This is a genomic window from Campylobacter sp. MIT 12-8780, from assembly GCF_006864535.1.
Taxonomy (GTDB): Bacteria; Campylobacterota; Campylobacteria; order Campylobacterales; family Campylobacteraceae; genus Campylobacter_D.
In genome coordinates this window covers 60009-85785 of sequence record NZ_QHLL01000005.1, presented here as the reverse complement: position 1 = coordinate 85785, position 25777 = coordinate 60009, and the positions used below count along the sequence as shown (strand labels likewise).

Below are 25777 nucleotides of genomic sequence, written 5' to 3'. Positions count from 1 at the left end.
AGAACCAAAAGTTCGCTAATGCTTACTTTTGGTTAAAGGTTTAGAAGTTTATTCTTCTTCTTTGAGGCGAATTTTTTCTTCTTGATATAGCCCTGTGCCTACTGGGATCATTCTTCCTAAGATAACATTTTCTTTTAAGTCTTCTAAGAAGTCAAATTTACCAGCTATGCTTGCTTCTGTAAGCACTTTTGTTGTTTCTTGGAAAGATGCTGCTGAGATCACACTATCAGAACCAATAGCTGCCCTAGTCACCCCAAGCAATACCGGTTCAGCGATAGCTGGCTCGCCACCCATAGCCACTATGCGTTCATTTTCTTCTCTAAATTTACGACGCGAAACAAAATCACCGATGATAAATTTAGTATTGCCACTATCAACAACCTTAACTTGCCTGAGCATTTGAGAAACGATCACTTCGATATGCTTATCAGAGATCACAACCCCTTGTCCGCGATAGACTTGTTGAATTTCGCTTATCAAATAATGGTGCAAGGCTTTTTCGCCTAAAATTTTAAGCACATCATGACTTGAGATAACCCCATCAGTAAGCTTTTCACCAGCATGGATAAACTCGCCATTTCGCACTTGAATATGCTTTGAATTGTTGATAAGATATTCACTTGTGCTTCCATCCTCTGCTTCGATGATGATCCTTTCTTTTGAGCGCAAAGGCTTATCAAATCTGACTACACCATCAATCTCTGCTATAATAGCTGCGTTTTTAGGCTTTCTTGCTTCAAAAAGCTCACTCACTCGAGGCAAACCTCCGGTAATATCTTTTGATTTGGCTGCTGCTTTTGGAGTTTTAGCCAAAATATCAGCCAAGGCAACCTTATCTTTATCACTAACCAAGATAACACTTTTTGGCTCGAGCGGATAGCGGATACTTTTGCTTCCTTTTGTAATGATAAGGGTTGGACGAACGCCACTTGGAAGATATTCGTTAATCACTAAGGAACTTTTACCAGTAGCTTCATCGATTTGCTCATCTGCACTATAACCTAGCTCAATATCTTCAAAGCTTATCGTGCCATCAAGCTCAGCGATAAGAGTGTTATTATAAGCGTCCCATTCAGCGATGATCGTTTTTTCTTGCTTTGAAGCAGTGGCGATTAAGGTATTAGCATCATCAATCACTGCACTATCATCAAATTCAATCACACTTTCTCTTGGTATATAATGACGTTTTGCTTCTCTATCATTTTCATCAGCTATCACCACAAAAAAGCCTTTTTCTTTGACTATATAGCCTTTTTTGATATTTTTTACTCTATCAAGTCCATCGCCTTTAAGCAAATAGTATTTAAGCGTGCCTTTAGCTCCAGCCTTGATATTTTGCACCACAGGATCGCCATCATTAACAAGAATTTCACTTGCGTAAGGGATACGATTTGGCACATTCCAGCCCTCTTTAATCACCTCAACTATACTTTCATCTTGAGCAACTTCAGCTCCGTTTTGATATGGCAAATAAAGCTTTCCACCTATATTGCCACTTACACCGGCAAGCTCGTTTGGTTTGGCTAAGTCGTATTTTCTAAGTATGTATTTAGCTTCTTGTTTTTTATCTTTTACGCTGATAACTACATCTTCATGTATAGTTTCTATGTGAATAACGCCCTTAAATGGAGCTTTTATCTTAGGCTCAACAAGCAAAATTCCAGCATTTCGGCGGTTTGCAACTATGCTTTTGCCTTCTTTGTTGGTGTAGGTGTTGATATTATAAAATCTTATAAAACCTTCTTTTTGAGCTACAACTTGTCTATCTTGTAAGTCCGTACTTGCTGTTCCACCGCTGTGGAAGGTTCTTAGAGTAAGCTGGGTTCCTGGCTCGCCTATACTTTGAGCTGAGATTATGCCTACTGCTTCGCCCGGCTTAACAAGCTTTCCTTCGCCAAGGTTAATACCATAGCATTTTGCACAAATTCCTTTTTTTGCTTTGCAAGTGATAGGCGTGCGGATATTAACGCTTTTAATCCCACTTTCACTCAGAATTTTAGCCTTTTCTTCATCCATCAAAGCACCTTCAGCAAATAAAGTTTCATTGGTAATAGGATCGATAATATCTTCGGCTAAAACGCGTCCTAAAATTCGCTCTTCTAGGCTTTCAACCAAGCTACCATCAGCGGTGATTTCATTAATCTCAACACCCTCATGAGTGCCACAATCTTCCATAGTAATCTTCACATTTTGAGCCACATCAATGAGCTTTCTTGTCAAATAACCAGCATTTGCTGTTTTAAGCGCAGTATCTGCTAGCCCTTTTCTTGCACCATGTGTTGAAATAAAGTATTCTAAAACATTAAGCCCTTCGCGGAAATTTGAAATAATAGGCGTTTCAATGATAGAACCATCAGGTTTTGCCATAAGCCCACGCATAGCAGCAAGCTGAGAAATTTGAGCCGCACTACCTCTTGCCCCACTATCTGCCATCATGTAGATTGAGTTAAAGCCATCTTTATCTTTTTGCACAAGCTTCATCATCTCTTTTGAAAGAGCGTTATTTGTGCTTTTCCAAATATCAATGATTTTATTGTATCTTTCTCCAGCTGTAATAAGCCCTTGATTAAATGAGTTTTGTATGGTTCGCACTTGTTTTTTAGCATTATCAATCTCTTTTTGTTTATCTTCAGGCACGATAATATCAGCGATTGATATAGAAATTCCAGCCTTAGTTGCATACTCAAAACCAAGATTTTTAAGTCTATCCAAAAAGCTTGCTGTAAAGCCTAAACCTCCTTTTTTATAAACAAAATCAACAAGAGCGGCTATATCTTTTTTCTTTAAAATTTTATTCCACATATATTCAGGCACAAAATCTGGCAAAATAGACTTAATGATAAGCCTACCAGCTGTAGTTGTGATCTTGCGTCCCCCATCAAGGGTTTGTATGCTTGCGTGTATATCAAGGCAATTTGATTCTAAAGCCATCATCACTTCATCAATGCCAGTGCAAATTTTATGCGCTCCTTTAGCATCATTTTTCTCTAAAGAAAGATAATAAATGCCCAAAACCATATCTTGACTTGGCACGGTAACTGATTTACCGCTTGCTGGAAGTAAGATATTCATTGATGAAAGCATTAAAACCTTACATTCTGCGATTGCATCTTGAGATAAAGGCACATGAACAGCCATTTGATCGCCATCAAAGTCAGCATTAAAGGCTGAGCACACCAAAGGGTGCAATTGTATAGCCTTACCCTCAACCAAAACAGGGTGAAAAGCTTGTATAGAAAGCTTATGAAGGGTTGGAGCACGGTTAAGTAAAACAGGGTGTCCTTGCACCACTTCTTCAAGGCATTCCCACACTTCATTGGTTTTGTTTTCTATCATTTTTTTAGCTTGTTTTACTGTTGTGGCATAGCCTTTTTCCTCAAGTTTTGCTAGCAAATGAGGCTTAAAGAGCTCTAAAGCCATTTTCTTAGGCAAGCCACATTGATCCATTCTTAGTTTTGGACCAACAACGATAACACTTCTGCCTGAAAAATCCACACGTTTTCCAAGCAAGTTTTGGCGGAAACGTCCTTGCTTACCCTTGATGATTTCACTTAGCGATTTTAAAGGACGTTTATTTGCTCCTTTTACAGCATTGGCTCTTCTGCCATTATCAAATAGTGCATCAACAGCTTCTTGAAGCATTCTTTTTTCATTTCTAATGATAATCTCAGGTGCATCAAGCTCAAGCAAACGTTTTAAACGCGTATTGCGATTAATCACACGACGATATAAATCATTCACATCAGAAACAGCAAATTTTCCACCATCTAAAGCTACCAAAGGACGTAAATCAGGCGGTAAAACTGGTAAATTTGTAATCATCATCCACTCAGGGCGATTTGGCACGGCTTCTTCATCGCTAGTATTGGCATTAAGATTTGAATTTAAGAAATTTTCAACTACTTTTAAACGCTTAACTATGCTTTTTTTCTTTGCTTCACTATTAGTCGTTGCCATGTCTTCTTTAAGCGTATTTAAAAGCTCAACAAGGTCTAAATTCGCAAGCAAATCTCGTATCACCTCGCCACCCATTCTTGCTTTAAAACCGCTATTTTCATAACGTTGCATAAGCTTTTGGTATTGCTCTTCATTTAAAACATCGCAAAACTCAACTTTTTTATTGCTTTCATTATCATAAAAAGCATCGCCCGCATTTTCTACTATATAAGCTTCATAGTAAAGCACACGTTCTAAATCTTTCATCTTAACGCCCAAAAGTGTGCCTATACGACTTGGCAAGGAATTGACATACCAAATATGTGCTACAGGAGTAACAAGCTCAATATGTCCCATTCTTGAACGTCTTACCTTTGAGCTGGCTACTTCAACCCCACATTTTTCGCATTTTACACCCTTAAAACGCATTTTTTTATACTTACCGCATAAGCATTCATAATCCCTTATAGGTCCAAAAATCTTAGCGCAAAAAAGCCCATCTCTTTCAGGCTTTAAGGTGCGGTAATTAATGGTTTCTGGCTTCTTAACTTCCCCATAGCTCCAAGATTTGATCTTTTCTGGGCTTGCAAGACGAAGTTGAAAAGCTTCAAAATCCCTTGGGCGGTTTTCTTCTTTAATCTCAATTATCTTAAATTTACTCATTTTCATCGTCCTTATCAAAAATTTCAACATCTAAAGCTAAGGATTTTAGCTCATTTGTTAAAACAAAAAAGGTTTCTGGAATTCCAGTTGCTGGGACATTTTCACCTTTTGTAAGGGCTTTGTATGCACTAAATCTACCCTCAACATCATCTGATTTGATAGTAAGCATTTCCCTTAAAGTATGAGCAGCCCCATACGCTTCTAAAGCCCAAACTTCCATTTCCCCAAATCTTTGCCCACCAAAAAGAGCCTTACCGCCCACAGGTTGCTGGGTAACTAAGCTATAAGGTCCAGTACTTCTAGCATGCACTTTTTCATCAACAAGGTGATGGAGTTTAAGCATATACATACAACCAACATGCACTCTTTCAGCTATCTTTTCGCCAGTGCGTCCATCATAAAGCTCACTTTTTCCGTCCATTGCTACCTTAGCAAGCTCAAAAAGCTTTGCAAACTCGTCCATAGTCGTGCCCTCAAACACAGGAGCAGCAAATTTTACGCCCTTAGCCCAATCCCTTGCATAAGCGATCAAACTCTCATCATCAAGCTTTTCTAAAAATTCTTTTTCCTTAGCAAGTCTAGGGATAGAACAAATTTCAAGCATTTTTGTTCTAAGTTGTTTCACAAAATCTTTTTGTTTTTTATCAAAAATTTCTTGAATTTGATGTCCTAAAGAAAGTCCAACTACACCTAAATGGCTTTCTAGAATTTGTCCTATATTCATACGACTTGGAACGCCCAGTGGATTTAAGGCTATATCAACGCTTTTGCCATTTGGTAGATAAGGCATATCAACTTCTGGGACTATGTTTGAGACTATGCCTTTATTGCCGTGACGTCCTGCCATTTTATCCCCAACCTTAAGCTTTCTTTTTGTCGCTATGTAAATTTTAACAAGCTTAACAACCCCACTTGGTAAAATATCATCTTTTTCTAAAATTTCAAGCTTTTCATCATGTTCGGCTTTTAGCTTTTTCTTTTCATTTTGGAAGTGGTTTTTTAAGTCCTCATACTGCTTTTGTATGGTTTTAGGATAAGCTTTAACTAAAGAATTTAAAATAAAACGATTAATTTTTTTAAGTTCTTTAATATCTATTTTATCGCCTTTTTTATAGTTCTTATCCCCTACTTTTTGATCACTTGATAGTGGAGTTTTAGCAAGCAAGGCACACACTCTTAAAATTTCTTCCCTATCCATCATTAAAAGTCTGTCGTGGTGCTCTTTTTCAAGATTAATCTTTTCCTCATCATACGCTTGAATTGTCCTTGCATCCTTATCATAGCCTTTTTTGGTGAAAATTTTTACATCTACAACCACGCCTTCTAAAGAAGCAGTAGCGTATAAGGATTTATTGACTACATGTCCAGCTTTTTCGCCAAAAATAGCCCTTAAAAGCCTTTCTTCAGGAGTTGGTTTAACCTCACCTTTTGGAGAGACTTTACCTACTAGTATCATGCCCGGTTTTATATGAGTGCCAATGCGTGCTATACCACTTTCATCAAGATGAGCTACATCGTCTTCTTTGACATTTGGTATATCTTTTGTGATCTCTTCAATGCCATCTTTTAACTCTCTTGCTTCAATCTCTTTTTCATAAATATGCACGCTTGTGAAAGTATCTTCTCGTATCATTCTTTCGCTTACCACGATCGCATCTTCGTAGTTGTAGCCATTCCAAGGCATAAAGGCTATAAGAGCATTTTTACCGATAGCTAGCTCGCCCTCGTCCATACTTGCCCCATCAGCGATGATTTGTCCAACTTCAATCACATCGCCTTTTTTAACTATAGGGTGTTGATTGTAAGTGGTATTTTGATTAGTGCGGAGATTCTTTTCCATAGAATAATGATCGATAAATGGACCTTTTTCATCTTCACCTAAAATAAATATGCTTTTATTATCTACTTTTTCAACTACGCCAGCTCTTTTAGCCTTTACTGCCATCCATGCATCACGAGCGATAGTGCGCTCCATACCAGTACCAACAATAGGAGCAGTGCAAGTTAAAAGCGGCACAGCTTGTCTTTGCATGTTTGAACCCATTAAGGCTCTGTTTGCATCATCATGCTCTAAGAAAGGGATTAAAGAAGCTGTAACACCTACTATCATACCAGAACAAAGATCAATCAGCTCGATCTCATCTTTTTTGGCAAGGATATTTTCGCCATCTTTTCGTGCCTCTACAAAATCTTCTACTATATTGCCTTTTGCGTCAAGCTTAGTTGAAGCTGCAGCTATAGCAATACCTTCTTCTTGAGTAGCGGTAAGATATACGATCTCATCGCTTACCTTGCCATTAACGACTTTTTTATAAGGAGCTTCAACAAAGCCAAGATCATTGACTTTTGCATAAGTGGCTAAAGTGTTGATAAGTCCTATATTTTGTCCTTCTGGAGTTTCAACCGGACAAATGCGTCCATAATGCGTAGGATGCACATCGCGCACTTCAAAACCAGCTCTTTCTTTCACAAGTCCGCCTTCACCAAGTGCTGATAAACGACGTTTGTGCGTTACTTCGCTAAGCGGGTTGGTTTGATCCATAAACTGAGAAAGCTGTCCGCCAGTGAAAAATTCAATGATAGTCGTAGTAATCATCTTTGGATTGATCAAATCATAAGGCATAACCTTATCTAAATCCGTGCTTAAAGAAGTGAATTTATCACGAATCGCTTTTTGCATTTTAGCCAAGCCCAAATGAAGCTCATTTGCTAAAAGTTCTCCTATAGAGCGGATACGGCGGTTTCCTAAGTGATCTCTATCGTCTATATGTCCTTTGCCATTTTTAACCTTGATCAAGTATTTTGCGGTTTTAACGATATCTTCGTTAGTAAGTATGGTTACATATTCACTAACCTTAAGCCCAAGCTTATGATTCATCTTCATACGTCCTACTTTGGTAAGATCGTATCTTTCAGGATTAAAAAATAAATCATTCACATACGCTTTTGCAGCGTCTTTTACCACCGGTTCGCCCGGACGCATAACCTTATAAATTCGAATAGCCGCAAGATCGTTTTCATCGTCTAAGCCTTCACTTTGTTTGAGTGTTTTTAGGGTTTCATTATCTTGGATAAAAGAATTTATAATCGCTGCATCAACTTCAGCCGCAAGGTCATTTGCTATATCAAAACTTTTAAAACTTTCTTTGATCTTAGCTAGCTTGCTTTCATCAAGTTGCACTAAAGAATCATACAGCATTTCACCACTTTTTGCGTCAAGCAAAGGCTTGGCAAGGTATCTGTTTGTGAGAATTTCGATTGGGTATTCAATGAATTTTAAGCCCTCTTTAATAAGTTGTTCGCCTTTTTTCTTAGTAAGCCTTTTTCCAGCTTGAAGTATAAGTTTACCTTTTTCATCTTTGATATCGTATTCTACACGTTCTAAAAAGTCATTTGGATTAAACTCAACAAGGAATTTATCTTTTTTGATATGAATGGTTTGCACCGGATAAAAAAGTTTGATAATATCTTGTTTTTTATAGCCAAGTGCCCTAAAAAGCATGGTAATAGGCACTTTTCGGCGTTTGTTGATCCTCACATACAATACATCTTTAGCGTCGTATTCAAAATACAACCAAGAACCACGATCTGGTATAATTTGAGCCGTATAAACAAGCTTGTTTGCTATAGTTGCACTTTCTTCTTCTTTAAAGATCACGCCTGGACTTCTGTGAAGTTGATTAACCACAACTCTTTCAACGCCGTTGATGATGAAAGAAGTTCTATCTGTCATTAAAGGAATTTCTCTTATAAAAATTTCTTGTTCTTTTATATCTTTAATGCCGACTTTTTCTCCACTTTTTTCATCTTTTTCGTGCAGAGTAAGGCGGATTTTCATTTTTAAATTGACAGCATAAGTAAGTCCTCTTTCCATGCACTCTCGAATAGTGTATTTTGGTTTGCCAATTTCACTGCTAACATATTCTAAGCTTAAGCGATTTTGTGGATCATGGATAGGGAAGATGGATTTAAAAACTTTTTCTATACCACTTTCGGTATTTTGTTTGTTTAAATTTAAAAAGTCATCAAAACTTTTTTGTTGTAATTGTAAAAGATTTGGTATTTCTATATCTTGGGAATTATTGGAAAAATCGATCCTAAGACGATTTTTAGATTGGCTTCTTGGCATAATAAACCTCGTTTTATTTTTTAAAGAACTTTAAAATAAAGAGCAAAACTCTTTAAACGCACAAAAGTCAAAAGGCTTGTGCAAACCTTTTGACTTGAATTAAAATAAAAAGCTTTGATAAAACTTACTTAAGCTCTACCTTAGCACCTGCTTCTTCAAGTTGTTTTTTAGCTGCTTCAGCATCAGCCTTAGCCACGCCTTCTTTAAGCACTGAAGGAGTTTGCTCAACTGCATCTTTTGCTTCTTTTAAGCCCAAGCCAGTAATCGCACGAACAACCTTAATCACTTCGATTTTCTTTGCACCGCTTTCAACTAAAACGATGTTAAACTCTGTTTTTTCTTCAGCTGCACCGCCGCCAGCAGCTGCACCGCCGCCAGCACCAGCTACAACAACTGGAGCTGCTGAAACACCAAATTTTTCTTCAAATTCTTTTACAAGCTCTGAAAGCTCAAGAACACTTAAATTTGAAATATATTCTAAAACATCTTCTTTAGAAATTGCCATTTTTATCTCCTTTTTTTATTCTGATTCTTTTTTGGTTTTTAAGGCATTAAGCCCTATAACAAAATTTTGTAATGGGGCATTCCATACTTGCAAAAGCATAGCAAGCAATTCGTTGCGTGAAGGCATTTTTGCTAAAGCTTTTACCTTAGCCACATCAGCCACACTTCCCTCAATGAACGCCATTTTGATCTTAAACTGCTCATGATCATCTTCAAATTTAGATGCTACCTTAGAAACACTAAGTTGATCTTCACCCCAAAGATAGATATTTGTATCTTTAAGTTCAAGTCCGCTTTTACCAGCATTTTCTAGGGCTAAATGAGCAAGTGTATTTTTAATGATTTGAACTCTGACATTATTTTCTCTTGCGTTTTGTCTTAAAACTTCAAGTTTCTTTGTGCTTAAGCCCCTATAATCACATACTACTATGGCTTCACTTTTTTTGAAATCTTCTTGCAAAGAAGCAACGATCTCGATCTTTTCGCTCTTGGTCATACTTCTCCTTTCCGACCGGTGATTTCAAGCAGAGCGTTTAAAAACTAAACAATTAAGCTTAAAAAGCCTCGGCTATCTCCAATCTAAAATAAAAATCTTAAAATTTAAACTTAAATTCTAAAATTTTTATTTTAAGCCTAAGCCTCAAAAAGAGGCTTATTTCATATCTAAAAGTTCTTGAGTTTCAAGGCTTACAGATGGGCTCATTGTCAAAGAAAGAGCAGCTGTTTTGATATATCTTCCTTTAGCTGCAGCTGGTTTGTGTTTGTTTATGGCTTTGATAAAAGTGCTGATATTGTCATTTAATTGCTCTTTTGAAAAGCTTACCTTGCCAAGTCCAGCATGGATATTGCCTTGTTTATCAACGCGGAAATTGACTTGTCCGCTTTTAGCATTATTTACGGCTTGAGCTACATCCATAGTCACAGTTCCTGTTTTAGGATTTGGCATAAGTCCTTTTGGTCCTAAAATTCTACCAACCTTACCCACAAGTCCCATTAAATTTGGAGTGGCGATTAAGACATCAAAATTGATATTGCCTTTTTGAATTTCTTCAACCAATTCATCGCTTCCAACTATATCAGCGCCAGCATTTTTAGCCTCATCAGCCTTTGTATCTTTTGCAATAACTGCTACTCTTACTTTTTTACCTGTACCAGCTGGTAAAACAACTGAACCTCTTACCATTTGATCAGCATGTCTTGGATCAACATTAAGCTTTAAGGCTATTTCAACAGTTTCATCAAATTTAGCTGAAGCTAGAGTTTTAACCGTATCAATAGCTTCTGCTAAAGCATATTCTTTAGAAGAATCAACTTTGTTTGCAAGTTCTTTTAATCTTTTACTTATTTTAGACATTTATTTTCTCCGCATTTTTAAAGTGCTTCCACTTTTTAAGCCAAGTGGTAAGGCTTAATCGACAATCTCAACACCCATAGATCTAGCTGATCCAGCGATAATTTTCGCCGCTTGATCCTTATCTTTGGTGTTTAAATCAGCAAGTTTTTTCTCAACGATTTCTAAAACTTGTTTTTGAGTAAGTTTGCCAACTTTATTTTTAAGCGGATTATCCGCACCTTTGCTAATACCAGCTGCTTTTTTAATCAAATCAGTAGCAGGAGGTTGTTTTGTGATGAAAGTAAAACTCTTATCTGCATAAACAGTGATAACAACAGGGATATTAAAGCCTGCCATATCTTTTGTTCTTTCATTAAAAGCTTTACAAAACTCCATGATATTCACGCCTTGTTGTCCAAGAGCTGGACCAACTGGCGGAGATGGATTTGCCTTAGTGGCTGCAATTTGTAATTTTATCTCGCCAACAACTTTCTTTGCCATATAAAAACTCCTTATATAATTTTTTCAACTTGAGAATAGAGAATTTCAACCGGTGTTGAACGCCCAAAAATCGAAACATTAAGCTTAAGCAAACCTCGAACCATATCGTATTCTTCAACCATACCAGTAAAGTTTGCAAAAGGACCTTCGATGATTCGCACATTTTCACCCTCATCGAAAGAAATTTTTGGTTTTGGTGCAGCTTTATTTTGTACCTTTTCTAAGATGAGCTTGATATCTTTTTCACTCAAAGGTGTAGGCTTTTTTGCTTCGCCTATAAAACGCCCTACTTTTGGTAAAGACTGAATTTTATGCCAAAGCTCAGTGTTAAGATCAAGTAAAGCAAAAACATAGCCTGAATACAAGCTTCTTTCGCTAATCTTTTCTTTACCATTTTTAAACTCAATCACATCTTCAGTTGGCACAACAATTTCTTTTAATCTTTCGCCTATTCCATTATCGCGGATTAAATTTTCTATGGCTCTTTTTACCGCCATTTCACTTCCCGCATAGGTTTGTATCGCATACCATTTATATTTTTCTTCGCTCATCGTTTTCCTTTTTTAAGAAACAAACAAAGAAACTATGGAAGACATAATCCAATCCACCAAAGCTAAAAACAATGAAATTACCGTTACTACAACAAAAACCGTAATATAAGCATTTCTTACTTGTTCTTTAAGTGGAAAAATGACTTTTGATAACTCGGCTTTTGAGAGTTTAAAATAACTTATTAAATTCTTCATAATCTACAACCTTCGAAAATGGCAGGGCAAGAGGGATTCGAACCCCCAACCATCGGATTTGGAATCCGGCGCTCTACCGTTGGAGCTATTGCCCTTTAACTTTTTAATTTAACTTCTTTATGAATAGTGTGTTTTCTTAATCTTGGGCAATATTTTTTAAGTTCTAGCTTTTCAGTTGTATTTTTGCTATTTTTATAAGTGCTGTAATTAATATCGCCTGTTTCTTCGCATTTTAAGCCAACTTTTATTCTCATACTTTAATCCTTAAATGAAACTCAAGCTCCAAAAGAAAGGAGCTTGATTGAATTTTTATTTGATGATTTTAGAAACCACGCCTGAACCAACAGTGTGTCCGCCTTCACGGATCGCAAAGCGAGTTCCTTCTTCAAGTGCAACTGGAGCAATAAGGCTCACTGTGATACGCACATTTTCACCTGGCATAACCATTTCAGTGCCTTCAGCAAGTTTAATTGAACCTGTAACATCAGTTGTTCTTACATAAAATTGTGGGCGGTAATTGTTAAAGAATGGAGTATGACGACCACCTTCATCTTTGTTTAGGATATACACTTCAGCCTCAAATTCAGTGTGTGGAGTGATTGATTTTGGTTTAGCAAGAACCATACCACGAAGAACATCTTCTTTTTTAGTTCCTCTTAAAAGCACACCAACATTATCGCCTGCCTCGCCTTGATCCATTTCTTTTCTAAACATTTCAACGCCAGTTACTGTTGTAGTTTGAGTATCGCGAATTCCTACGATTTCTATAGTATCGCCTACTTTTACTACACCTTTTTCAATCCTACCTGTAACAACAGTTCCACGACCTGAGATAGAGAAAACATCTTCAATTGGCATTAAGAAGTCTTTATCAGTATCACGAGTTGGAGTTGGGATATATTCATCAACAGCGTCCATCAAAGCGATAACTTTTTGTGACCATTCTCCATCTTGTCCAGCTTTAGCTTCTTCAAGTGCTTTTAAAGCAGAACCTGAAATGATAGGAGTATCATCACCTGGGAAATCATAAGAGCTTAAAAGCTCACGAATTTCCATTTCAACGAGCTCTAAAAGTTCAGCATCATCAACCATATCAGCCTTATTCATAAATACAACGATATAAGGCACGCCTACTTGACGAGAAAGCAAGATATGCTCTCTAGTTTGAGGCATAGGACCATCAGCTGCTGAAACAACAAGGATAGCTCCGTCCATTTGAGCTGCACCTGTAATCATGTTTTTAACATAATCGGCGTGTCCTGGGCAGTCTACGTGTGCATAGTGACGTTTTTCTGTTTCATACTCAATGTGAGAAGTAGCAATAGTGATACCTCTTTCTTTTTCTTCTGGAGCATTATCGATATTGTCATAATCTTTAAGCTCAGCCAAACCCTTTCTTGATAAAACAGCAGAAATAGCTGCTGTCAAGGTTGTTTTACCATGATCGACGTGACCGATGGTTCCTATATTGACATGTGGCTTGTTACGAGAAAATTTTTCCTTAGCCATAAGAAATCCTTTCGTTTTGTGATAAATAAAATGCAAAAACAAGTCTATAAAATATAATTTTTTAGAAAACAATGGAGCTCATAGCGGGAATTGAACCCGCGACCTCTCCCTTACCAAGGGAGTGCTCTACCTCTGAGCCATACGAGCGCTCAGAAAAATTATATACTACAGACAACAAAATAAATTTAAGAAGGACTGCGAGAAAAAAATACAGCTCCCAGTTTATCCTAAATTTAGTGGAGCGGGAAACGGGGCTCGAACCCGCGACCCTCAGCTTGGAAGGCTGATGCTCTAGCCAACTGAGCTACTCCCGCAAAGCAATGGTGGTGAGTCGTGGATTCGAACCACGGAAGGCGAAAGCCAGCAGATTTACAGTCTGCCCTCGTTGGCCACTTGAGTAACTCACCTTAGAATTTGCCTCTCATTTCTGGTCAAACACTGCTAAAAAACAATGGAGCTGGTTAAGGGACTTGAACCCCCGACCTGCTGCTTACAAGGCAGCTGCTCTACCAACTGAGCTAAACCAGCGAAAAATAAACTGAAATTATAGACTAAAATTTCTTTTTTGTCAAGACTAATTAGGCTATAATAATCTAAAAATTTTTTTAAGGCTACAACAAATGAAAATACTTTTTTCTCCAAGCGAAAGTAAGAGCGAGCTAGCCTATCTTGCACCTATAAACAAAAGCTCGTTTATCTTTGCAGAACTTTTTGATAAAAGACTTGAAGTTATCAAACTTTACAATGACTTCGTTAAATATGCGTCAATAAATGAACTTCAGGATTTTTTCGAACTTAAAAGCGAAAAAGAAGTGCAAAATTTGCAAAATGATCTTTTAAAGCTAAAAACCTGCGAAGCGATCAAACGTTATAAAGGCGTGGCGTATGATTATCTTGATTTTGAAAGCTTGGATGAAAAAGCTCAAAATTATGTATATGAAAATACGCTTATTTTCTCAAATCTTTTTGGCGTCGTTCAAGCAAAAGATCATTTACCACTTTATAAGCTCAAGCAAGGGGCTAAAATCAAAGAATTTGACACAGCTAAATTTTATAAAACGCACTTCAGTAAAGCCTTAGATGAGTTTTTACAAAATGAAGAAATCATCGATCTTAGAGCTGGTTTTTATGAGAAATTTTATACCTTAAAGCAAACTTATACAAGTTATAAATTCTTAAAAAATAACAAAGTCGTTAGTCATTTTGCAAAAGCATATCGTGGGACTTTGCTTCGCATACTTGCTTGCTTTGAGTGCAAAAGTAATCAAGATTTGCTCACTCACTTACCTCATAAGCTTAGCGTTAAAGAGATCAAAAAACAAGGTTTAAGGCAAGAAATCGTGCTTGAGATCAAAGACTAACAAAGGCTTTATAAAGCAAACTTAAAGCAAAATATTCGATGATAAAAGCTGAGATGACATTGATATAAAAAATAACTTTATGGCTAAAAAACTTTGAAAATTTAGCAACCAAAAAGCTTAAACTACACACCCAGAGCAAAATCGCCACAAACAAGCCCAAAAGCATAAACTCATGATACTCATTATGTGAAAAAAGCAAAGATACGCTAAGCCAAAAGGCGATAACGAAAGGGTTTAAGAGATTTAAACTAAAACCCTTGATAAAGCTTTTAAACACATTTTCTTGTATAACTTTTGCGTCTTTTTCATTTAAATTTAAATCTTTTGTTTTTGTTCTTAACATCATTAAAGCCATATAAGTTAAAAAAACAAAGCCTCCAATTGCCAGAATTTGCTTAAAAACTCCATTATCTAAAAAAGTAAGCACCCCAAAGAGAAGTAAAACAAGATACAAAATATCCGCGCTCATCGCCCCAAAACCTACAGCTAAAGAGTTTTTTAAGGACTTTAGGGCATAAGTTAAAATCAAGATGTTTAAAGGACCAAAAGGCACAGCTACACCAAATCCAAGTAAAGCTCCTTGCACAAAGGCTTCAAACATAATTTCCTCCGAGATAATTTCGTATATCAAGAGCGATTTGATCAATTGCCGTGCTTGCTTTTTGAGTATAAACCTTATCAAAGCACGAATCTAAAGCAGGATCAGCATCAAGGTTATTAAGTATGCTATGTTCACACATGCTCGCAAAATGTCCAACAGGCAGCACATAACCACTCGTACCTATACACACAAAAAGCCCACTCTGGCTTAAAGCCTCATACAAGGTTTGATACTGCGGAGCTGGCTCTTCAAACATAACGATATTATGACGCAAAAAAGGTTGCTTGCACTTAGGACAAGTTGTGCTTTCTTGCTTTTTATAAGCTATGTTAAAATGTGTCCCACAACTCGCACAATAAAGCTCTGGTAAAAAACCATGCAAATGGATCACATCCTTGCACCCTGCCCTTTCAAGCAAATCATCAACATTTTGCGTAATCACAAAAATCTGATCTTTAAATTCAGCCTTAAGCTTTGCGATCATCTCATGGGCATGATTTGGCTTCACTTTTTCAAGCTGAGCTCTTCTTTCATCATAAAATTCACGCACTTTTTTAGGATTTTTGCGAAAGCCACTTGCTGAACAAACCTCCATTACATCATGCTCTTCCCAAAGTCCATTGCTTTCTCTAAAAGTTTTTAACCCACTTTCAGCACTAAGTCCAGCCCCACTTAAAATCAGCACTTTTTTCATCACCTTGCCTTTGTGTTTTTATTTAACAATCTCATCTCTACCATTAAAATCTTGAATTTTAATGCTTGGATTTTTAAAATAAAATACTGCAAAATCTTTATTTTCTGGGCTTTGGTAAAGTTCTTTTAGGCTTGGGTATTTTTCAAACATAGCTTTTTTCACAGCTAAGTTCTCCTCAAATACAGCCTCGCCTCTAATTCTTACCCAAGAATTGCCATCATACGCACTTAACTCCACGCCTGAATGAGCCTGAGTATGCTTATAAAAATTCTTTTTATAGCTAGTGCAGTAATATAGCTTGCCCTCATAAAACAAAGGCGATTGAAAAGGACGCACGCGTGGATTACCACAAGTTCCTTTTGTCGCAATAAAGCCAACACTTTTATCAAGCAAATCCAAAATTTCTTTTGTCATTTTTTCTCCTTTTTTAAAATAATTTTTTATATTTTTACACTTTCATTATAAAAATAAAGCTTAAACAAAACTTATCTTAAGAGAAATTAAAGCCTCACTAGCTTTGCTCCAAAACCACCTTGATTTAAAGGTGCGTCGCTAAATTCTTTCACACTTTTATGCGTCTTTAAAAACTCTTTTACCGCAAAGGCAAGCTTTCCTGTGCCTATGCCATGATATATTAGCACCTCATCAAAGCCTACTATTAAAGCATCTGAGAGGTATTTATCAAGCTTTTCTATGGCTTCTTCACTTCTTAAGCCGTGTAAATCTAAGCTTGGACTTAAATTTTGCACTCTATCAACCTTAATATTTGCTTTTTGAGTAGCTTTTGGCAATTCTCCACTTTTTTTAAGCAAGCTTAAAGGCACTCTCAAATTTAAACCTTCACATTCTATCAAGGCTTCATCTTTTTTTAAGGCTTTGATTTTTCCTTTGATTTTTTCATATTTTACAAAATCATTGACTTTAAAGTCTTTAGTCTCTTGTTTTTGAGGCAAGATGATATTTTTTTTAAGCTCATTGGCTTTATTTATGCTTCTTTGTCTGTCTTTAAGCTCTTTAAATTCTAAAGTCGCTTTAGCCTGCTTTATAGCTTCATAATACTGCCTTTCAAGCCTACTACTTTGCTCTTTAAAACGCTCTTCTTGACGCTCTTTTTGCTCTTTTAAGGAGTGTAAAATTGTACCGACTTTTTGCTCTTTATTTTCAAGGCTTTTTAACTGCGTTTTAAGCTCAAGTTCAAGCTTGATATTTTTATTAACCAATTCCTCAAGATCGCCCTTATCCTCACCATAAATTTGCTTTGCTTTGGCAACTAAGTTTTCACTTATGCCATAACGAAGGGCTGTTTCAAAGGCATAAGATTTACCAATGGTGCCTTTTAAAAACTCATATTTTGGACGCGAAGCCTCTTCATCATATAAAGCTGCAAGAAGCTCGACAGCTTCATTCTTTGCTAGTAGCATAGCAAGTCTTTTGTGATGCGTAGTGATGATGATTTTTTGATTTTGGCTCATAAGCTTTTGAATCAAAACACTATATAAACTCGCTGCTTCTTCAAAATCCGTGCCAAGTTCTATCTCATCAACGCCTAAAAGTAAGTCTTTTTGTCCTAAAAGCTTTGAAAAAGCAAGCATTCTGCCCGCAAAGGTTGAGATATCGTTTTTGACATTTTGCGGGTCTTCAAGTATGGCTTGTATATGCTTAAAAGAGCCTATTTTGCTTGAGCTTGCATTGATTTTCATCGGCAGTAAGTATTTGGCTAAAAAGGCTGCTGCAAGCAAGCTTTTTAAAAGCATGGATTTTCCTCCAGCATTTACCCCTGTGATGATTAAGACTTGTTTGCTAAAGTCTAAACTTATGCTTTTTGGATTTTTAAGCGCTGGGTGGGCAAAGTCTTTAAGCACGATTTCATTACTTCCATTTGCTAAGACAAATTCATAATCTTTTGCCTTAGCAAAAAGCGCCCTTGCGCTATAATGATCAAAAAGATCAAAGGCTGAATTAATAAATTTTAAAAAGGCTAAATTCTTATGCAAAAGCAAGGAGAAATTTTTAGCATATTCATAATAAATCATTTCTTTTTCATTTTGAATTTTTGCCATATCATTTTGCAAATTTTCAACGCTTAAAGGCAGGATATAAAAGCCTCCACTACTGCTTCTAGCTACTATCTTTGCCTTTATAGCGTGCGTAAAGCCCCCTCTTACAAGCAAGGCTTCACTTTGGCTGATAAGATGAATTTGCGTATCGATAAGATAAGGGCTTAAGGACTTTGAATAAATAAGCTTTTTAAACTCATTTTGTATGCTTTCTTTTTTAAGCTTTAAGACATTTTCAAGATTAATCAGCCTTTCATCAAGATCAGTTTTTAACTCGCCTTTTTGCGTAAAGCTTTCAAGCAAGCTTTCAAATGCGTTTGGGATAATGATCTTATCAAGCCAAGAGCCTAAATTTGGCTTAAATTCAAGTTTTTTAAGATATATAAAATATGAGATGATTTTAACAAATTCAAAAATTTCTTCTAAATGCAATACCCCTTGCTTGCTTAAGTGAGTTAAAGCTATATCAAGGTTTTTAAGGTTTGGGGCTGGCTTAAACTCAAGCTCGCAAAGCTCATTAATGCGTTTAAAATGAAGGCTAGAATCACCTTGTAAAATAAAGCTTTTTTTACGCGCAAAAAGCTTTTCAAAGGATTGTAAATACTCATTTAAATCAAGTTGAACGACAAGCTTTTCTAACACAAACCACCCTTAATCAAAGCCTAAGTTTTTGACTAATATCTCCAGCCCCAAAGCCTATAATAAGTCCAGTATCAAAAACTCTACCACTATCATCAACCAAAGAATTTCCTATACGTTTAATATCATTTATAAAAAGTGCTTTCTCAAAAACAGCTTGTAAATTGAGCTCTATCTTGCTTTCTCCAGCTGCATATACAGGCAAGATTAATAGCTCATCAACGCCTTTAAAAGCTTCTTTAAAGCCTTGTAAATTTAAAGCTAAACGAGTATAGCGATGAGGCTGAAAAATGGCTGTGATTTTTGAATATCCTGCAAGCTTAGCATACTCAAAGGCTGCTTTTAAAGTGGCTTTTATCTCGGTTGGATGGTGTCCATAATCATCAATAATCGCACATTTTTCATTGGCTAAAAGTATATCAAAACGTTTTTTGATACCTTGATAATTTTTTAACTTCGCTCTAATTTGCTCAGGCTCTTTAAAAGGTTGAGTAGCCAGTATAGCTAAAGACGCATCAAGGGCTAAATGCTCGCCCATGCCCTGCACTTTAAACTCACCAAGGTTCTTAAGCTCAAAGCTTACATAGGGCTTAAAATTTTCTAAAGTCATGCTGATATTTTTTATATCCTTACTTGGATAAAGCCTTGTTGCTTCGCATTTTAGCGTGCTTAAAAACTCATCTTCAGCATTAATCACTCTTAATTGTGCACTCATTAAAAAGTCTTTATAGGCTAGATGAAGCTTAGAAATATCATCATTATAATGCTCTAAATGCTCAGCTTCTGCATTTGTTACTAAGGCTAAATAAGGATTTGAGTTTAGAAAAGAACTATCTGATTCATCAGCTTCAAAGATAAGCTTTTCGTTTTCTTTATAGATCATATTTGAGTTAAATTCCTTTAAAATCGCTCCTATGATGACTGAGCTTTCATCTAAAAGCGAGGCTAATATACTTGAAGTAGTGCTTTTTCCATGTGCTCCAGCCACAGCAAAAACCTTTTTATCTTGCAAGATAAGAGGTAAAGCCTCTTTGCGTGAAAGGCATTTTATGCCTTTGGCTCTAGCTTCTTTAAGCTCTGGATTTTCTTCTTTAATGGCAGCTGAGTAAATGACTAAGTCCTTGCCTAAGACATTATCTTTATGATGAGGAATGCTGATTATCACGCCTTCATTTTCAAGTTCAGTAGTGATCTTAGAAGCTTGCAAATCACTCCCGCTAATACTAAAACCTTTTTCTTTTAAAAAACGAGCAAGAGCAGAAATGCCAATGCCACCAATACCGATAAAATGAATTTTTTGCATGATAAACCTTCAATTTAAAAAGCTAATTCTACACTTTTTTTGCTTAATTTTAGGGCAAAAAATAAAAACTTTGATATGTTATACACAAAAAATGAATTATAAATTTGTAATTATAATTATCTTTCAAACAAAGCTTCTTCAATGGCTTTTTTTCTTTCATCTAAGGCTTGTATAAAAAGCTCGAGCCATTCTTTATAAGCACACACAAAATGAAACAAATATAATTTTTCATCTTGAATTTTTGAATTTAAAACCTTGCTTATAAGTCTTCCTCTTTGAAAAAACACTGCCCTAAGCATACCATCTTGACAAAAATCACTAGTATCTAAACTAAAATTAAGCTTTTCTATACTTGCTTTTACGCTTTGCAAGAACTCAAGAGGCAAATCTTTGTTTGAGTTTAAGATATTGTCTAAAGCCTGATATAAACTTGTGCTATCATTTAAGAAAAGTTCGCAAGTTTTTTGATCTTTTTGTAATTTTTCTTTAAATTTAAGCAAAAGCTTTTTACTTTTGTTTTCTGGCAAACTTTTAGGGACTTCAAATTCTGGCTTTTCTTTACTCAAAAAACGCTCGCAGCACTCTTTAAAACTAAGCTCCTCAGTAAAAGCTATCCTTGCTCCACCTTCTGTAGCATTGTAAAATTTAGCCTTTAAAGCATTACAAGAAAAAAGAAACTCAAGTTTTATCTTATAATCATACCAAGTATAATGCGTCAAAACCTCGCCCTTACCGCCATAAGCTAAAACTTTAAGCTTTGTAAATTCTTCTTCAGCTTCAAAGCTTTGTCCGTAAGCAAAACCTTTAGCGTGTGAATTTCCAGCCTCATCAAAAGCTAAATCTTGTCCTAGCATAATAATAGTTTTAAAACCAAGTTCTAAAGCAAGCACATAAGAAAAATGAGAAACTTGGGTGCCAACATCTAAATATCCAAATTCACTCAAGCCAAAACGCTCATATATAGGAGTGGTTTTTAAGATCACGCATTTGTTTTCAAGTTTTGCAAGCATATTAGGATGAGTTGAAGCAGAAATGGCGTTGATTGTTTTTGAAGGTAAGGTGCATTGAAAAAATTTCAAAGCATGATCGCTATAATCTAAATTTGTCACATAATCTGGTTTGATTTTGCACGCTAAAAGCGTATTTAAGCTTCCATCTGCACAAAAAATCACAGCCTTTTCTTGCACCATAGCCAAAAGCTCAAGCTGTTTGTTTAAACTAGGACCTGCTGAAACGACAATGGCTGTGTCAAATTTACCCTTTCTTTGACTGAGTAATTTTTGAAAAGGAATGCTTTGAAGCATTGCGGGTGTATTGCTAAGAAAATTCTGATAATTCAACAAAGGAAGCTTGGAGTTAAGATTAAGATTGCGAATAACGATTTGAATATGTTCTAGGATAAATTCATTGATGTTTTTAAGCTCTTGCTCATAAAAACGACTATAATAGGCATTGTTTATAAAAAGTTCATATAAAAGAAGGTATTCAAACATATCTTTTTGATCAAACAAAATCAAAAGTTGCGTTGCTACCTTTTCTTCTAAGCTATCGATGAGATAAACCTTTCCACTTGTTAGCTCCAAGCTTAGATCAACGCTTGATAAAGCCAAAGCAAAAAGCTCAAGCTCGCTTTCAAAAACAAAGATATGCTTATAATGCCTTGCAAGCTTTTTCACAAGAAAAGCATTAGCTATACCATAAAGACAGATAAAAGGATAACGAGGACTTGAAGCAAGTATATGTGTATAAAAATGCTCTAGCTCATTTTCTAAATTTTCATACATAAAAGTTTGATTGCTTTTGTCATAGATATTAAAATCCTCACTTAAACTAAAGCGAGTAAAACTTTTGCTTTTCAAAAAATCTAAAAGCTTGCGAGCAAGTGGCTCATTTGTGCCTGAGATAAGCGCTGCAATATTTTTATTTAAAATTTCGGCATTTAAATTCAAATCTAACCTTTTTTAAGCCTTATGCTTTTTAGCTAGTCTATCAAAGCCCCAAATTTTACGCGCCTCATCAGCCTTTACAGGCTCTATGATAAGCATTTCTTCATCAGATTTTAGTCTATCTTCAAGCTCGCCAAAAGCATTTATATACAAACTATCACCATAAAAAAGCCAATCTTCATCATTTTTAAGTTGTCCTATGCGGTTTACTCTTAAAATAGCTACTGAGTTTAAAAAAGCCCTTGTTTTAAGAAGTTCTAGCCATCTTTGCTGACTTTTAAAAGTGCAAGCACTTGGGAGTATCACTAGATCGATTTTTTTAGCTCTAATCAAAGCCCAAAAGGCGTCAAAATGAGCCTCAAAGCCAAAAAGTAAGGCGCATTTTATACCCTCATAATCAAAATGAAAAAGTTTTAAGTTCGTGCTTTTGTTGCTAAAGAATTTCTCTTCATTCCAATGCGTATAAGGCATAAGAATTTGCTGTTCGTAGCTTGAAATTTCGCCATTTGAAGTTACCTTTAAACACACTTTTTTATAAGCTTTACTTTGCACCTCGATAAAAGGCGCGATGATACTGAGTTCATACTTTTTTGCTAAACGCACGAGGCTTTCTTTTTTTGCCTCGCTTTGTTCTTTAATCATATTTTTAGGCATGGTTAAAAGCTCGGTAAAAAAGCTGTTTAGCACATATTCGCCAAGCACGACAAGATTTGCTCCACTTTGTTTTGAAGCTTTAAGATAATAATCAAGCCTCATCTCGCTTAAAGGCAAAGTCGCTAGCTGAAGTGCAGCTATTTTACTCATCAATTTCCTTTATCTCAAGCTTGGCTTTTTCTAAAAGTTCTCTTGCATTTTTGATAAATTCTAAGCCTTGTTTGTAAATTTTTACACTTTCATCAAGACTTAATTCATCTTTGTTAAGCTCTTCTAGGGCTTTGTTTGCCTTGTTTAAATTCTCTTCAAAGCTCATTGATTGACCTTATAATTTGGGGCTTCTTGAGTGATGATGACATCATGCACATGGCTTTCTTTAAGTCCAGCTGAAGTGATTTCTACAAATTCAGCCTTTTCTTGAAAATCAAGTATATCCCTTGCTCCAACATAACCCATAGCCGATCTTAAACCACCTACAAGCTGATGAAGCACACTTTTGATGTTGCCTATATAAGGTACACGTCCTTCTATGCCTTCTGGCACGAGCTTTTCACTGGCTGTTCCTTCTTGAAAATAGCGATCTGAGCTTCCCTTTTGCATAGCTGCTAAGCTTCCCATGCCTCTATAAGTCTTATACTGCCTGCCTTGAAAGGTAAAAAGCTCGCCCGGACTTTCATCAGTGCCAGCTAAAAGTGAGCCTATCATCACTGAGCTTGCTCCTGCTGCAAGAGCCTTTGCTATATCGCCTGAGTATTTAATACCTCCATCAGCTATCACTGGAACACCAAATTTACTCGCCTCTAAGGCACATTCTTCTATGGCTGAAATTTGAGGCACGCCTACACCTGAAACTATACGTGTAGTGCAAATGCTTCCTGGTCCTATGCCTACCTTAACCCCATCAACCCCAGCCTCACAAAGAGCCTTTGTGGCTTTTGCTGTAGCGACATTACCAGCGATGAGCTCAAGCTTAGGAAAGGTCTTTTTTATAGCCTTTGCTGTATCAATAATACCCTTTGAATGCCCGTGTGCGCTATCAAGCACAATGATATCAACCCCAGCTTCAACAAGAGCTTGCACCCTTTCAAGCTGTCCTACTCCAACAGCAGCACCAACTAAAAGCCTTCCAAACTCATCTTTGTTTGAATTTGGGTATTCTTTGCGTTTTTTTAAATCTTTAATGGTAATTAAGCCCTCAAGTCGTCCTTTTTCATCGACGATTGGGAGTTTTTCTACCTTGTTTGTGCTAAAAATCTTTTCTGCATCATCAAGGGTGCAGCCTTTTAAAGCCGTGATTAAAGGTGCTTTTGTCATGACATTTTCAACCAAGTTATCAAGCCTGCCTTCAAAACGCAAATCGCGATTTGTTAAAATGCCTATGAGAACTTTTTCTTCATCAACAACTGGAACGCCTGAAATTCTATACTCTGCCATAAGATCAAGGGCATCTTTTACGCTTGCTTTTGGGCTGATGAAAATAGGATCGATGATAACTCCGCTTTCACTTTTTTTCACTCGTTTGACTTCTCTTGCTTGGCTTGCTGTATCCATATTTTTGTGGATTATGCCTACTCCACCAAGCCTTGCCATAGTAATAGCAGCTCTGTGTTCTGTAACTGTGTCCATGGCTGCTGAGATGATAGGGATATTAAGCTTTAAGTTTTTACTTAAACGAGTTTCTACCCTTACTTCTTTAGGTAAAATTTCAGAATACTGAGGCACTAAAAGCACATCTTCAAAGGTTAAAGCGCGTTTGATGATCTTCATTTGTTTTCCTTTACTAAATTTTCAAGGCTAAGGGCTGAGTTTAAAAGCTTTAATTCATCATTTGAAATAAGCTGAGCTGAGATATTAAGCCCGTCCTTATCCTTAGCTATAGGCACAGAAATTCCAGCCAAACCAGCTAAATTTACAGAAATAGTAAAAATATCTTCTAAATACACTTGCATAGGGCTTTTTTGGCTGTTAAACTCAAAGGCTGTGCTTGGAGTAACAGGCATAAAGATAAGATCAGCTCCTTTTAAAAGCTCGTCGTATTTTTGTTTAATCAATGCCCTTGCTTTTTGAGCCTTGATATAATAGGCATCATAATACCCACTACTAAGCACAAAACACCCTAGCATTATACGTCTTTTAACCTCATCACCAAAGCCCTCGCTTCTGCTTTTTATATATAAATCCTTAAGATTGCTTAAATTTTCAGCCCTTCTTCCATAACGCACCCCATCATAGCGGCTTAAATTCGCACTTGCTTCAGCCGTAGCGATGATATAATATGCTGCTATATCAAATTTAGAATCTTGCAAGGAGTGAAACTCAAGCTCAAAGCCTTCGCTTTTAAGCTTATCAAGACTTGCTAATAAAGCACTTTTTACCTCTGGAGTGCATTCATCTATATAATTTTGTATCACAGCGATTTTGGCTTTTGCTTTGGAATTTAGCTTTGGTGCAGTTAGCTCAAAAGGCTCATTTAAGCTGGTGCTGTCTTTTTCATCAGCTCCAGCTATAGCATCATAAAGAAAAGCAGCGTCCTCAACGCTTCTTGTCAAAACACCGATTTGATCAAGGCTTGATGAGTAGGCACTAAGTCCATACCTACTTACCCTGCCATAACTTGGCTTAAAACCCACACAACCACAAAAAGCTGCTGGCTGACGCACAGAACCGCCCGTATCAGAACCTAAGCTTGCTAAAGCTAGGTTTGCTGCAACTGCTGCGGCACTGCCTCCACTTGAGCCGCCCGGCACCCTTGTAGGATCAAGAGGATTTAAGGTTTTGCCATAAAAGGAAGTTGCTGTGGTGCTTCCCATAGCAAATTCGTCCATATTTGTCCTGCCATAAGGTGCAAAGCCATTTTTCTTTAAATTTACTATAGCCGTAGCATCATAAGGCGCAACATAACCTTGTAAAATCTTGCTTGCACAAGTAAGCTCCCAGTCTTTTACGCTGATATTGTCCTTTATCGCTATAGGCACGCCATCCCCACTTTGACTTAAATCTTTTCCTAAAAACTGCTCGACATAAGCACCTATTTTTGCTTCTTTTTTAGCTCTTTCATTAAGCTCTTTTCTTAGCTCATCAAGCTCATTTTTTGAGAGCTTTAAAGCCTCTTTTAAACTCAGCATTTTTTATCCTTTTTCTTAATTAAAACAAAAAAAAGCCCAGCTAGGGCAAAAACGACAATTATCGTTGTGATGATAA

Annotated in this window: 21 protein-coding genes and 5 tRNA genes; 1 reads left to right on the top strand and 25 read right to left on the bottom strand. The window is 36.5% G+C overall.

The window, feature by feature from the left end:
• Positions 1–48: 48 nt before the first annotated feature.
• From rpoC to DMB95_RS05165, 15 genes are all read right to left on the bottom strand, one after another.
• On the bottom strand, positions 49–4599 hold the full coding sequence (rpoC, locus tag DMB95_RS05235) for a DNA-directed RNA polymerase subunit beta' (protein WP_142931201.1): 4551 nt from the start codon (positions 4597–4599) through the stop codon (positions 49–51).
• On the bottom strand, positions 4592–8728 hold the full coding sequence (gene rpoB / locus DMB95_RS05230; protein WP_137633169.1) for a DNA-directed RNA polymerase subunit beta: 4137 nt from the start codon (positions 8726–8728) through the stop codon (positions 4592–4594). The genes rpoC and rpoB overlap by 8 nt, the downstream gene beginning before the upstream one ends.
• A 124-nt stretch (positions 8729–8852) precedes the next feature.
• Complete coding sequence (gene rplL, locus DMB95_RS05225) at positions 8853–9233, bottom strand: 50S ribosomal protein L7/L12 (protein WP_142931200.1); 381 nt, start codon at positions 9231–9233, stop codon at positions 8853–8855.
• A 15-nt stretch (positions 9234–9248) separates the two neighbouring features.
• Positions 9249–9728, bottom strand: a complete 480-nt coding sequence (gene rplJ, locus DMB95_RS05220) for a 50S ribosomal protein L10 (RefSeq protein ID WP_142931199.1) — start codon at positions 9726–9728, stop codon at positions 9249–9251.
• Between the two features lie 156 nt (positions 9729–9884).
• Complete coding sequence (gene rplA / locus DMB95_RS05215; RefSeq protein ID WP_142931198.1) at positions 9885–10586, bottom strand: 50S ribosomal protein L1; 702 nt, start codon at positions 10584–10586, stop codon at positions 9885–9887.
• Between the two features lie 54 nt (positions 10587–10640).
• Entirely contained in the window at positions 10641–11066 is a 426-nt protein-coding gene (gene rplK, locus DMB95_RS05210) for a 50S ribosomal protein L11 (RefSeq protein WP_137633165.1), read from the bottom strand.
• Positions 11067–11077: 11 nt separating this feature from the next.
• Positions 11078–11617: a transcription termination/antitermination protein NusG gene (nusG, locus tag DMB95_RS05205; protein WP_034902727.1), complete on the bottom strand. Its 540-nt coding sequence runs from the start codon at positions 11615–11617 to the stop codon at positions 11078–11080.
• A gap of 12 nt (positions 11618–11629) precedes the next feature.
• The gene (secE, locus tag DMB95_RS05200) at positions 11630–11812 is read right to left on the bottom strand and encodes a preprotein translocase subunit SecE (RefSeq protein ID WP_137633164.1); all 183 of its coding nucleotides are present in this window, start codon (positions 11810–11812) and stop codon (positions 11630–11632) included.
• A gap of 19 nt (positions 11813–11831) precedes the next feature.
• Positions 11832–11907 (bottom strand) — tRNA-Trp (locus tag DMB95_RS05195).
• Positions 11908–12066: a 50S ribosomal protein L33 gene (rpmG, locus tag DMB95_RS05190; protein ID WP_034902732.1), complete on the bottom strand. Its 159-nt coding sequence runs from the start codon at positions 12064–12066 to the stop codon at positions 11908–11910.
• A gap of 55 nt (positions 12067–12121) precedes the next feature.
• Positions 12122–13321 carry an elongation factor Tu gene (gene tuf / locus DMB95_RS05185; RefSeq protein WP_034902735.1) on the bottom strand — a complete coding sequence of 400 codons (1200 nt, stop codon included), beginning with the start codon at positions 13319–13321 and terminating at the stop codon, positions 12122–12124.
• Between the two features lie 72 nt (positions 13322–13393).
• Positions 13394–13468: transfer RNA gene (locus DMB95_RS05180), tRNA-Thr, on the bottom strand.
• A gap of 90 nt (positions 13469–13558) precedes the next feature.
• Positions 13559–13635: transfer RNA gene (locus DMB95_RS05175), tRNA-Gly, on the bottom strand.
• Between the two features lie 7 nt (positions 13636–13642).
• A tRNA-Tyr gene (locus tag DMB95_RS05170) sits at positions 13643–13728 on the bottom strand.
• Positions 13729–13773: 45 nt separating this feature from the next.
• Positions 13774–13849, bottom strand: a tRNA-Thr gene (locus DMB95_RS05165).
• 92 nt (positions 13850–13941) lie between these two features.
• On the opposite strand from DMB95_RS05165, the gene DMB95_RS05160 reads away from it, so the two are divergent.
• Positions 13942–14682 (top strand): YaaA family protein, encoded by a 741-nt coding sequence (locus tag DMB95_RS05160; RefSeq protein WP_142931197.1) that lies wholly within the window; start codon positions 13942–13944, stop codon positions 14680–14682.
• Here the strand turns inward: DMB95_RS05160 and DMB95_RS05155 are convergent.
• From DMB95_RS05155 to gatA, 10 genes are all read right to left on the bottom strand, one after another.
• A complete protein-coding gene (locus DMB95_RS05155) occupies positions 14672–15283 on the bottom strand; it encodes a LysE family transporter (protein WP_142931196.1) in 612 nt (203 codons plus the stop codon). The genes DMB95_RS05160 and DMB95_RS05155 overlap by 11 nt on opposite strands.
• Positions 15276–15977: an SIR2 family NAD-dependent protein deacylase gene (locus DMB95_RS05150; RefSeq protein ID WP_137633161.1), complete on the bottom strand. Its 702-nt coding sequence runs from the start codon at positions 15975–15977 to the stop codon at positions 15276–15278. Before DMB95_RS05150 ends, DMB95_RS05155 begins: the two co-directional genes overlap by 8 nt.
• 18 nt (positions 15978–15995) lie before the next feature.
• Positions 15996–16391: a pyridoxamine 5'-phosphate oxidase family protein gene (locus DMB95_RS05145; protein WP_142931195.1), complete on the bottom strand. Its 396-nt coding sequence runs from the start codon at positions 16389–16391 to the stop codon at positions 15996–15998.
• Positions 16392–16477: 86 nt separating this feature from the next.
• Positions 16478–18676, bottom strand: a complete 2199-nt coding sequence (locus tag DMB95_RS05140) for an endonuclease MutS2 (protein WP_142931194.1) — start codon at positions 18674–18676, stop codon at positions 16478–16480.
• A gap of 13 nt (positions 18677–18689) precedes the next feature.
• Positions 18690–19979 (bottom strand): UDP-N-acetylmuramate--L-alanine ligase, encoded by a 1290-nt coding sequence (gene murC, locus DMB95_RS05135; RefSeq protein WP_142931193.1) that lies wholly within the window; start codon positions 19977–19979, stop codon positions 18690–18692.
• 113 nt (positions 19980–20092) lie between these two features.
• Positions 20093–21925, bottom strand: coding sequence for a motility associated factor glycosyltransferase family protein (locus DMB95_RS05130; protein WP_260604824.1), 1833 nt, complete (start codon positions 21923–21925; stop codon positions 20093–20095).
• 12 nt (positions 21926–21937) lie between these two features.
• The gene (locus DMB95_RS05125) at positions 21938–22726 is read right to left on the bottom strand and encodes a carbon-nitrogen hydrolase family protein (protein WP_142931192.1); all 789 of its coding nucleotides are present in this window, start codon (positions 22724–22726) and stop codon (positions 21938–21940) included.
• A complete protein-coding gene (xseB, locus tag DMB95_RS05120; protein WP_137633156.1) occupies positions 22719–22892 on the bottom strand; it encodes an exodeoxyribonuclease VII small subunit in 174 nt (57 codons plus the stop codon). Before xseB ends, DMB95_RS05125 begins: the two co-directional genes overlap by 8 nt.
• Complete coding sequence (guaB, locus tag DMB95_RS05115) at positions 22889–24343, bottom strand: IMP dehydrogenase (RefSeq protein WP_142931191.1); 1455 nt, start codon at positions 24341–24343, stop codon at positions 22889–22891. The genes xseB and guaB overlap by 4 nt, the downstream gene beginning before the upstream one ends.
• The gene (gene gatA / locus DMB95_RS05110; RefSeq protein WP_142931190.1) at positions 24340–25701 is read right to left on the bottom strand and encodes an Asp-tRNA(Asn)/Glu-tRNA(Gln) amidotransferase subunit GatA; all 1362 of its coding nucleotides are present in this window, start codon (positions 25699–25701) and stop codon (positions 24340–24342) included. Before gatA ends, guaB begins: the two co-directional genes overlap by 4 nt.
• Between the last annotated feature and the right edge of the window lie 76 nt (positions 25702–25777).

Bases quoted from the DNA above. Each gene is read 5' to 3' on its own strand.
- DMB95_RS05155 (WP_142931196.1), bottom strand. From the start codon at position 15,283: ATGTTTGAAGCCTTTGTGCAAGGAGCTTTACTTGGATTTGGTGTAGCT.
- rplJ (WP_142931199.1), bottom strand. From the start codon at position 9,728: ATGACCAAGAGCGAAAAGATCGAGATCGTTGCTTCTTTGCAAGAAGAT.
- DMB95_RS05160 (WP_142931197.1), top strand. From the start codon at position 13,942: ATGAAAATACTTTTTTCTCCAAGCGAAAGTAAGAGCGAGCTAGCCTAT.
- guaB (WP_142931191.1), bottom strand. From the start codon at position 24,343: ATGAAGATCATCAAACGCGCTTTAACCTTTGAAGATGTGCTTTTAGTG.
- nusG (WP_034902727.1), bottom strand. From the start codon at position 11,617: ATGAGCGAAGAAAAATATAAATGGTATGCGATACAAACCTATGCGGGA.
- DMB95_RS05150 (WP_137633161.1), bottom strand. From the start codon at position 15,977: ATGAAAAAAGTGCTGATTTTAAGTGGGGCTGGACTTAGTGCTGAAAGT.
- DMB95_RS05145 (WP_142931195.1), bottom strand. From the start codon at position 16,391: ATGACAAAAGAAATTTTGGATTTGCTTGATAAAAGTGTTGGCTTTATT.
- tuf (WP_034902735.1), bottom strand. From the start codon at position 13,321: ATGGCTAAGGAAAAATTTTCTCGTAACAAGCCACATGTCAATATAGGA.
- rpoC (WP_142931201.1), bottom strand. From the start codon at position 4,599: ATGAGTAAATTTAAGATAATTGAGATTAAAGAAGAAAACCGCCCAAGG.
- rplL (WP_142931200.1), bottom strand. From the start codon at position 9,233: ATGGCAATTTCTAAAGAAGATGTTTTAGAATATATTTCAAATTTAAGT.
- rpmG (WP_034902732.1), bottom strand. From the start codon at position 12,066: ATGAGAATAAAAGTTGGCTTAAAATGCGAAGAAACAGGCGATATTAAT.
- DMB95_RS05125 (WP_142931192.1), bottom strand. From the start codon at position 22,726: ATGAGTAAAATAGCTGCACTTCAGCTAGCGACTTTGCCTTTAAGCGAG.
- gatA (WP_142931190.1), bottom strand. From the start codon at position 25,701: ATGCTGAGTTTAAAAGAGGCTTTAAAGCTCTCAAAAAATGAGCTTGAT.
- rplK (WP_137633165.1), bottom strand. From the start codon at position 11,066: ATGGCAAAGAAAGTTGTTGGCGAGATAAAATTACAAATTGCAGCCACT.
- rplA (WP_142931198.1), bottom strand. From the start codon at position 10,586: ATGTCTAAAATAAGTAAAAGATTAAAAGAACTTGCAAACAAAGTTGAT.
- secE (WP_137633164.1), bottom strand. From the start codon at position 11,812: ATGAAGAATTTAATAAGTTATTTTAAACTCTCAAAAGCCGAGTTATCA.
- rpoB (WP_137633169.1), bottom strand. From the start codon at position 8,728: ATGCCAAGAAGCCAATCTAAAAATCGTCTTAGGATCGATTTTTCCAAT.
- xseB (WP_137633156.1), bottom strand. From the start codon at position 22,892: ATGAGCTTTGAAGAGAATTTAAACAAGGCAAACAAAGCCCTAGAAGAG.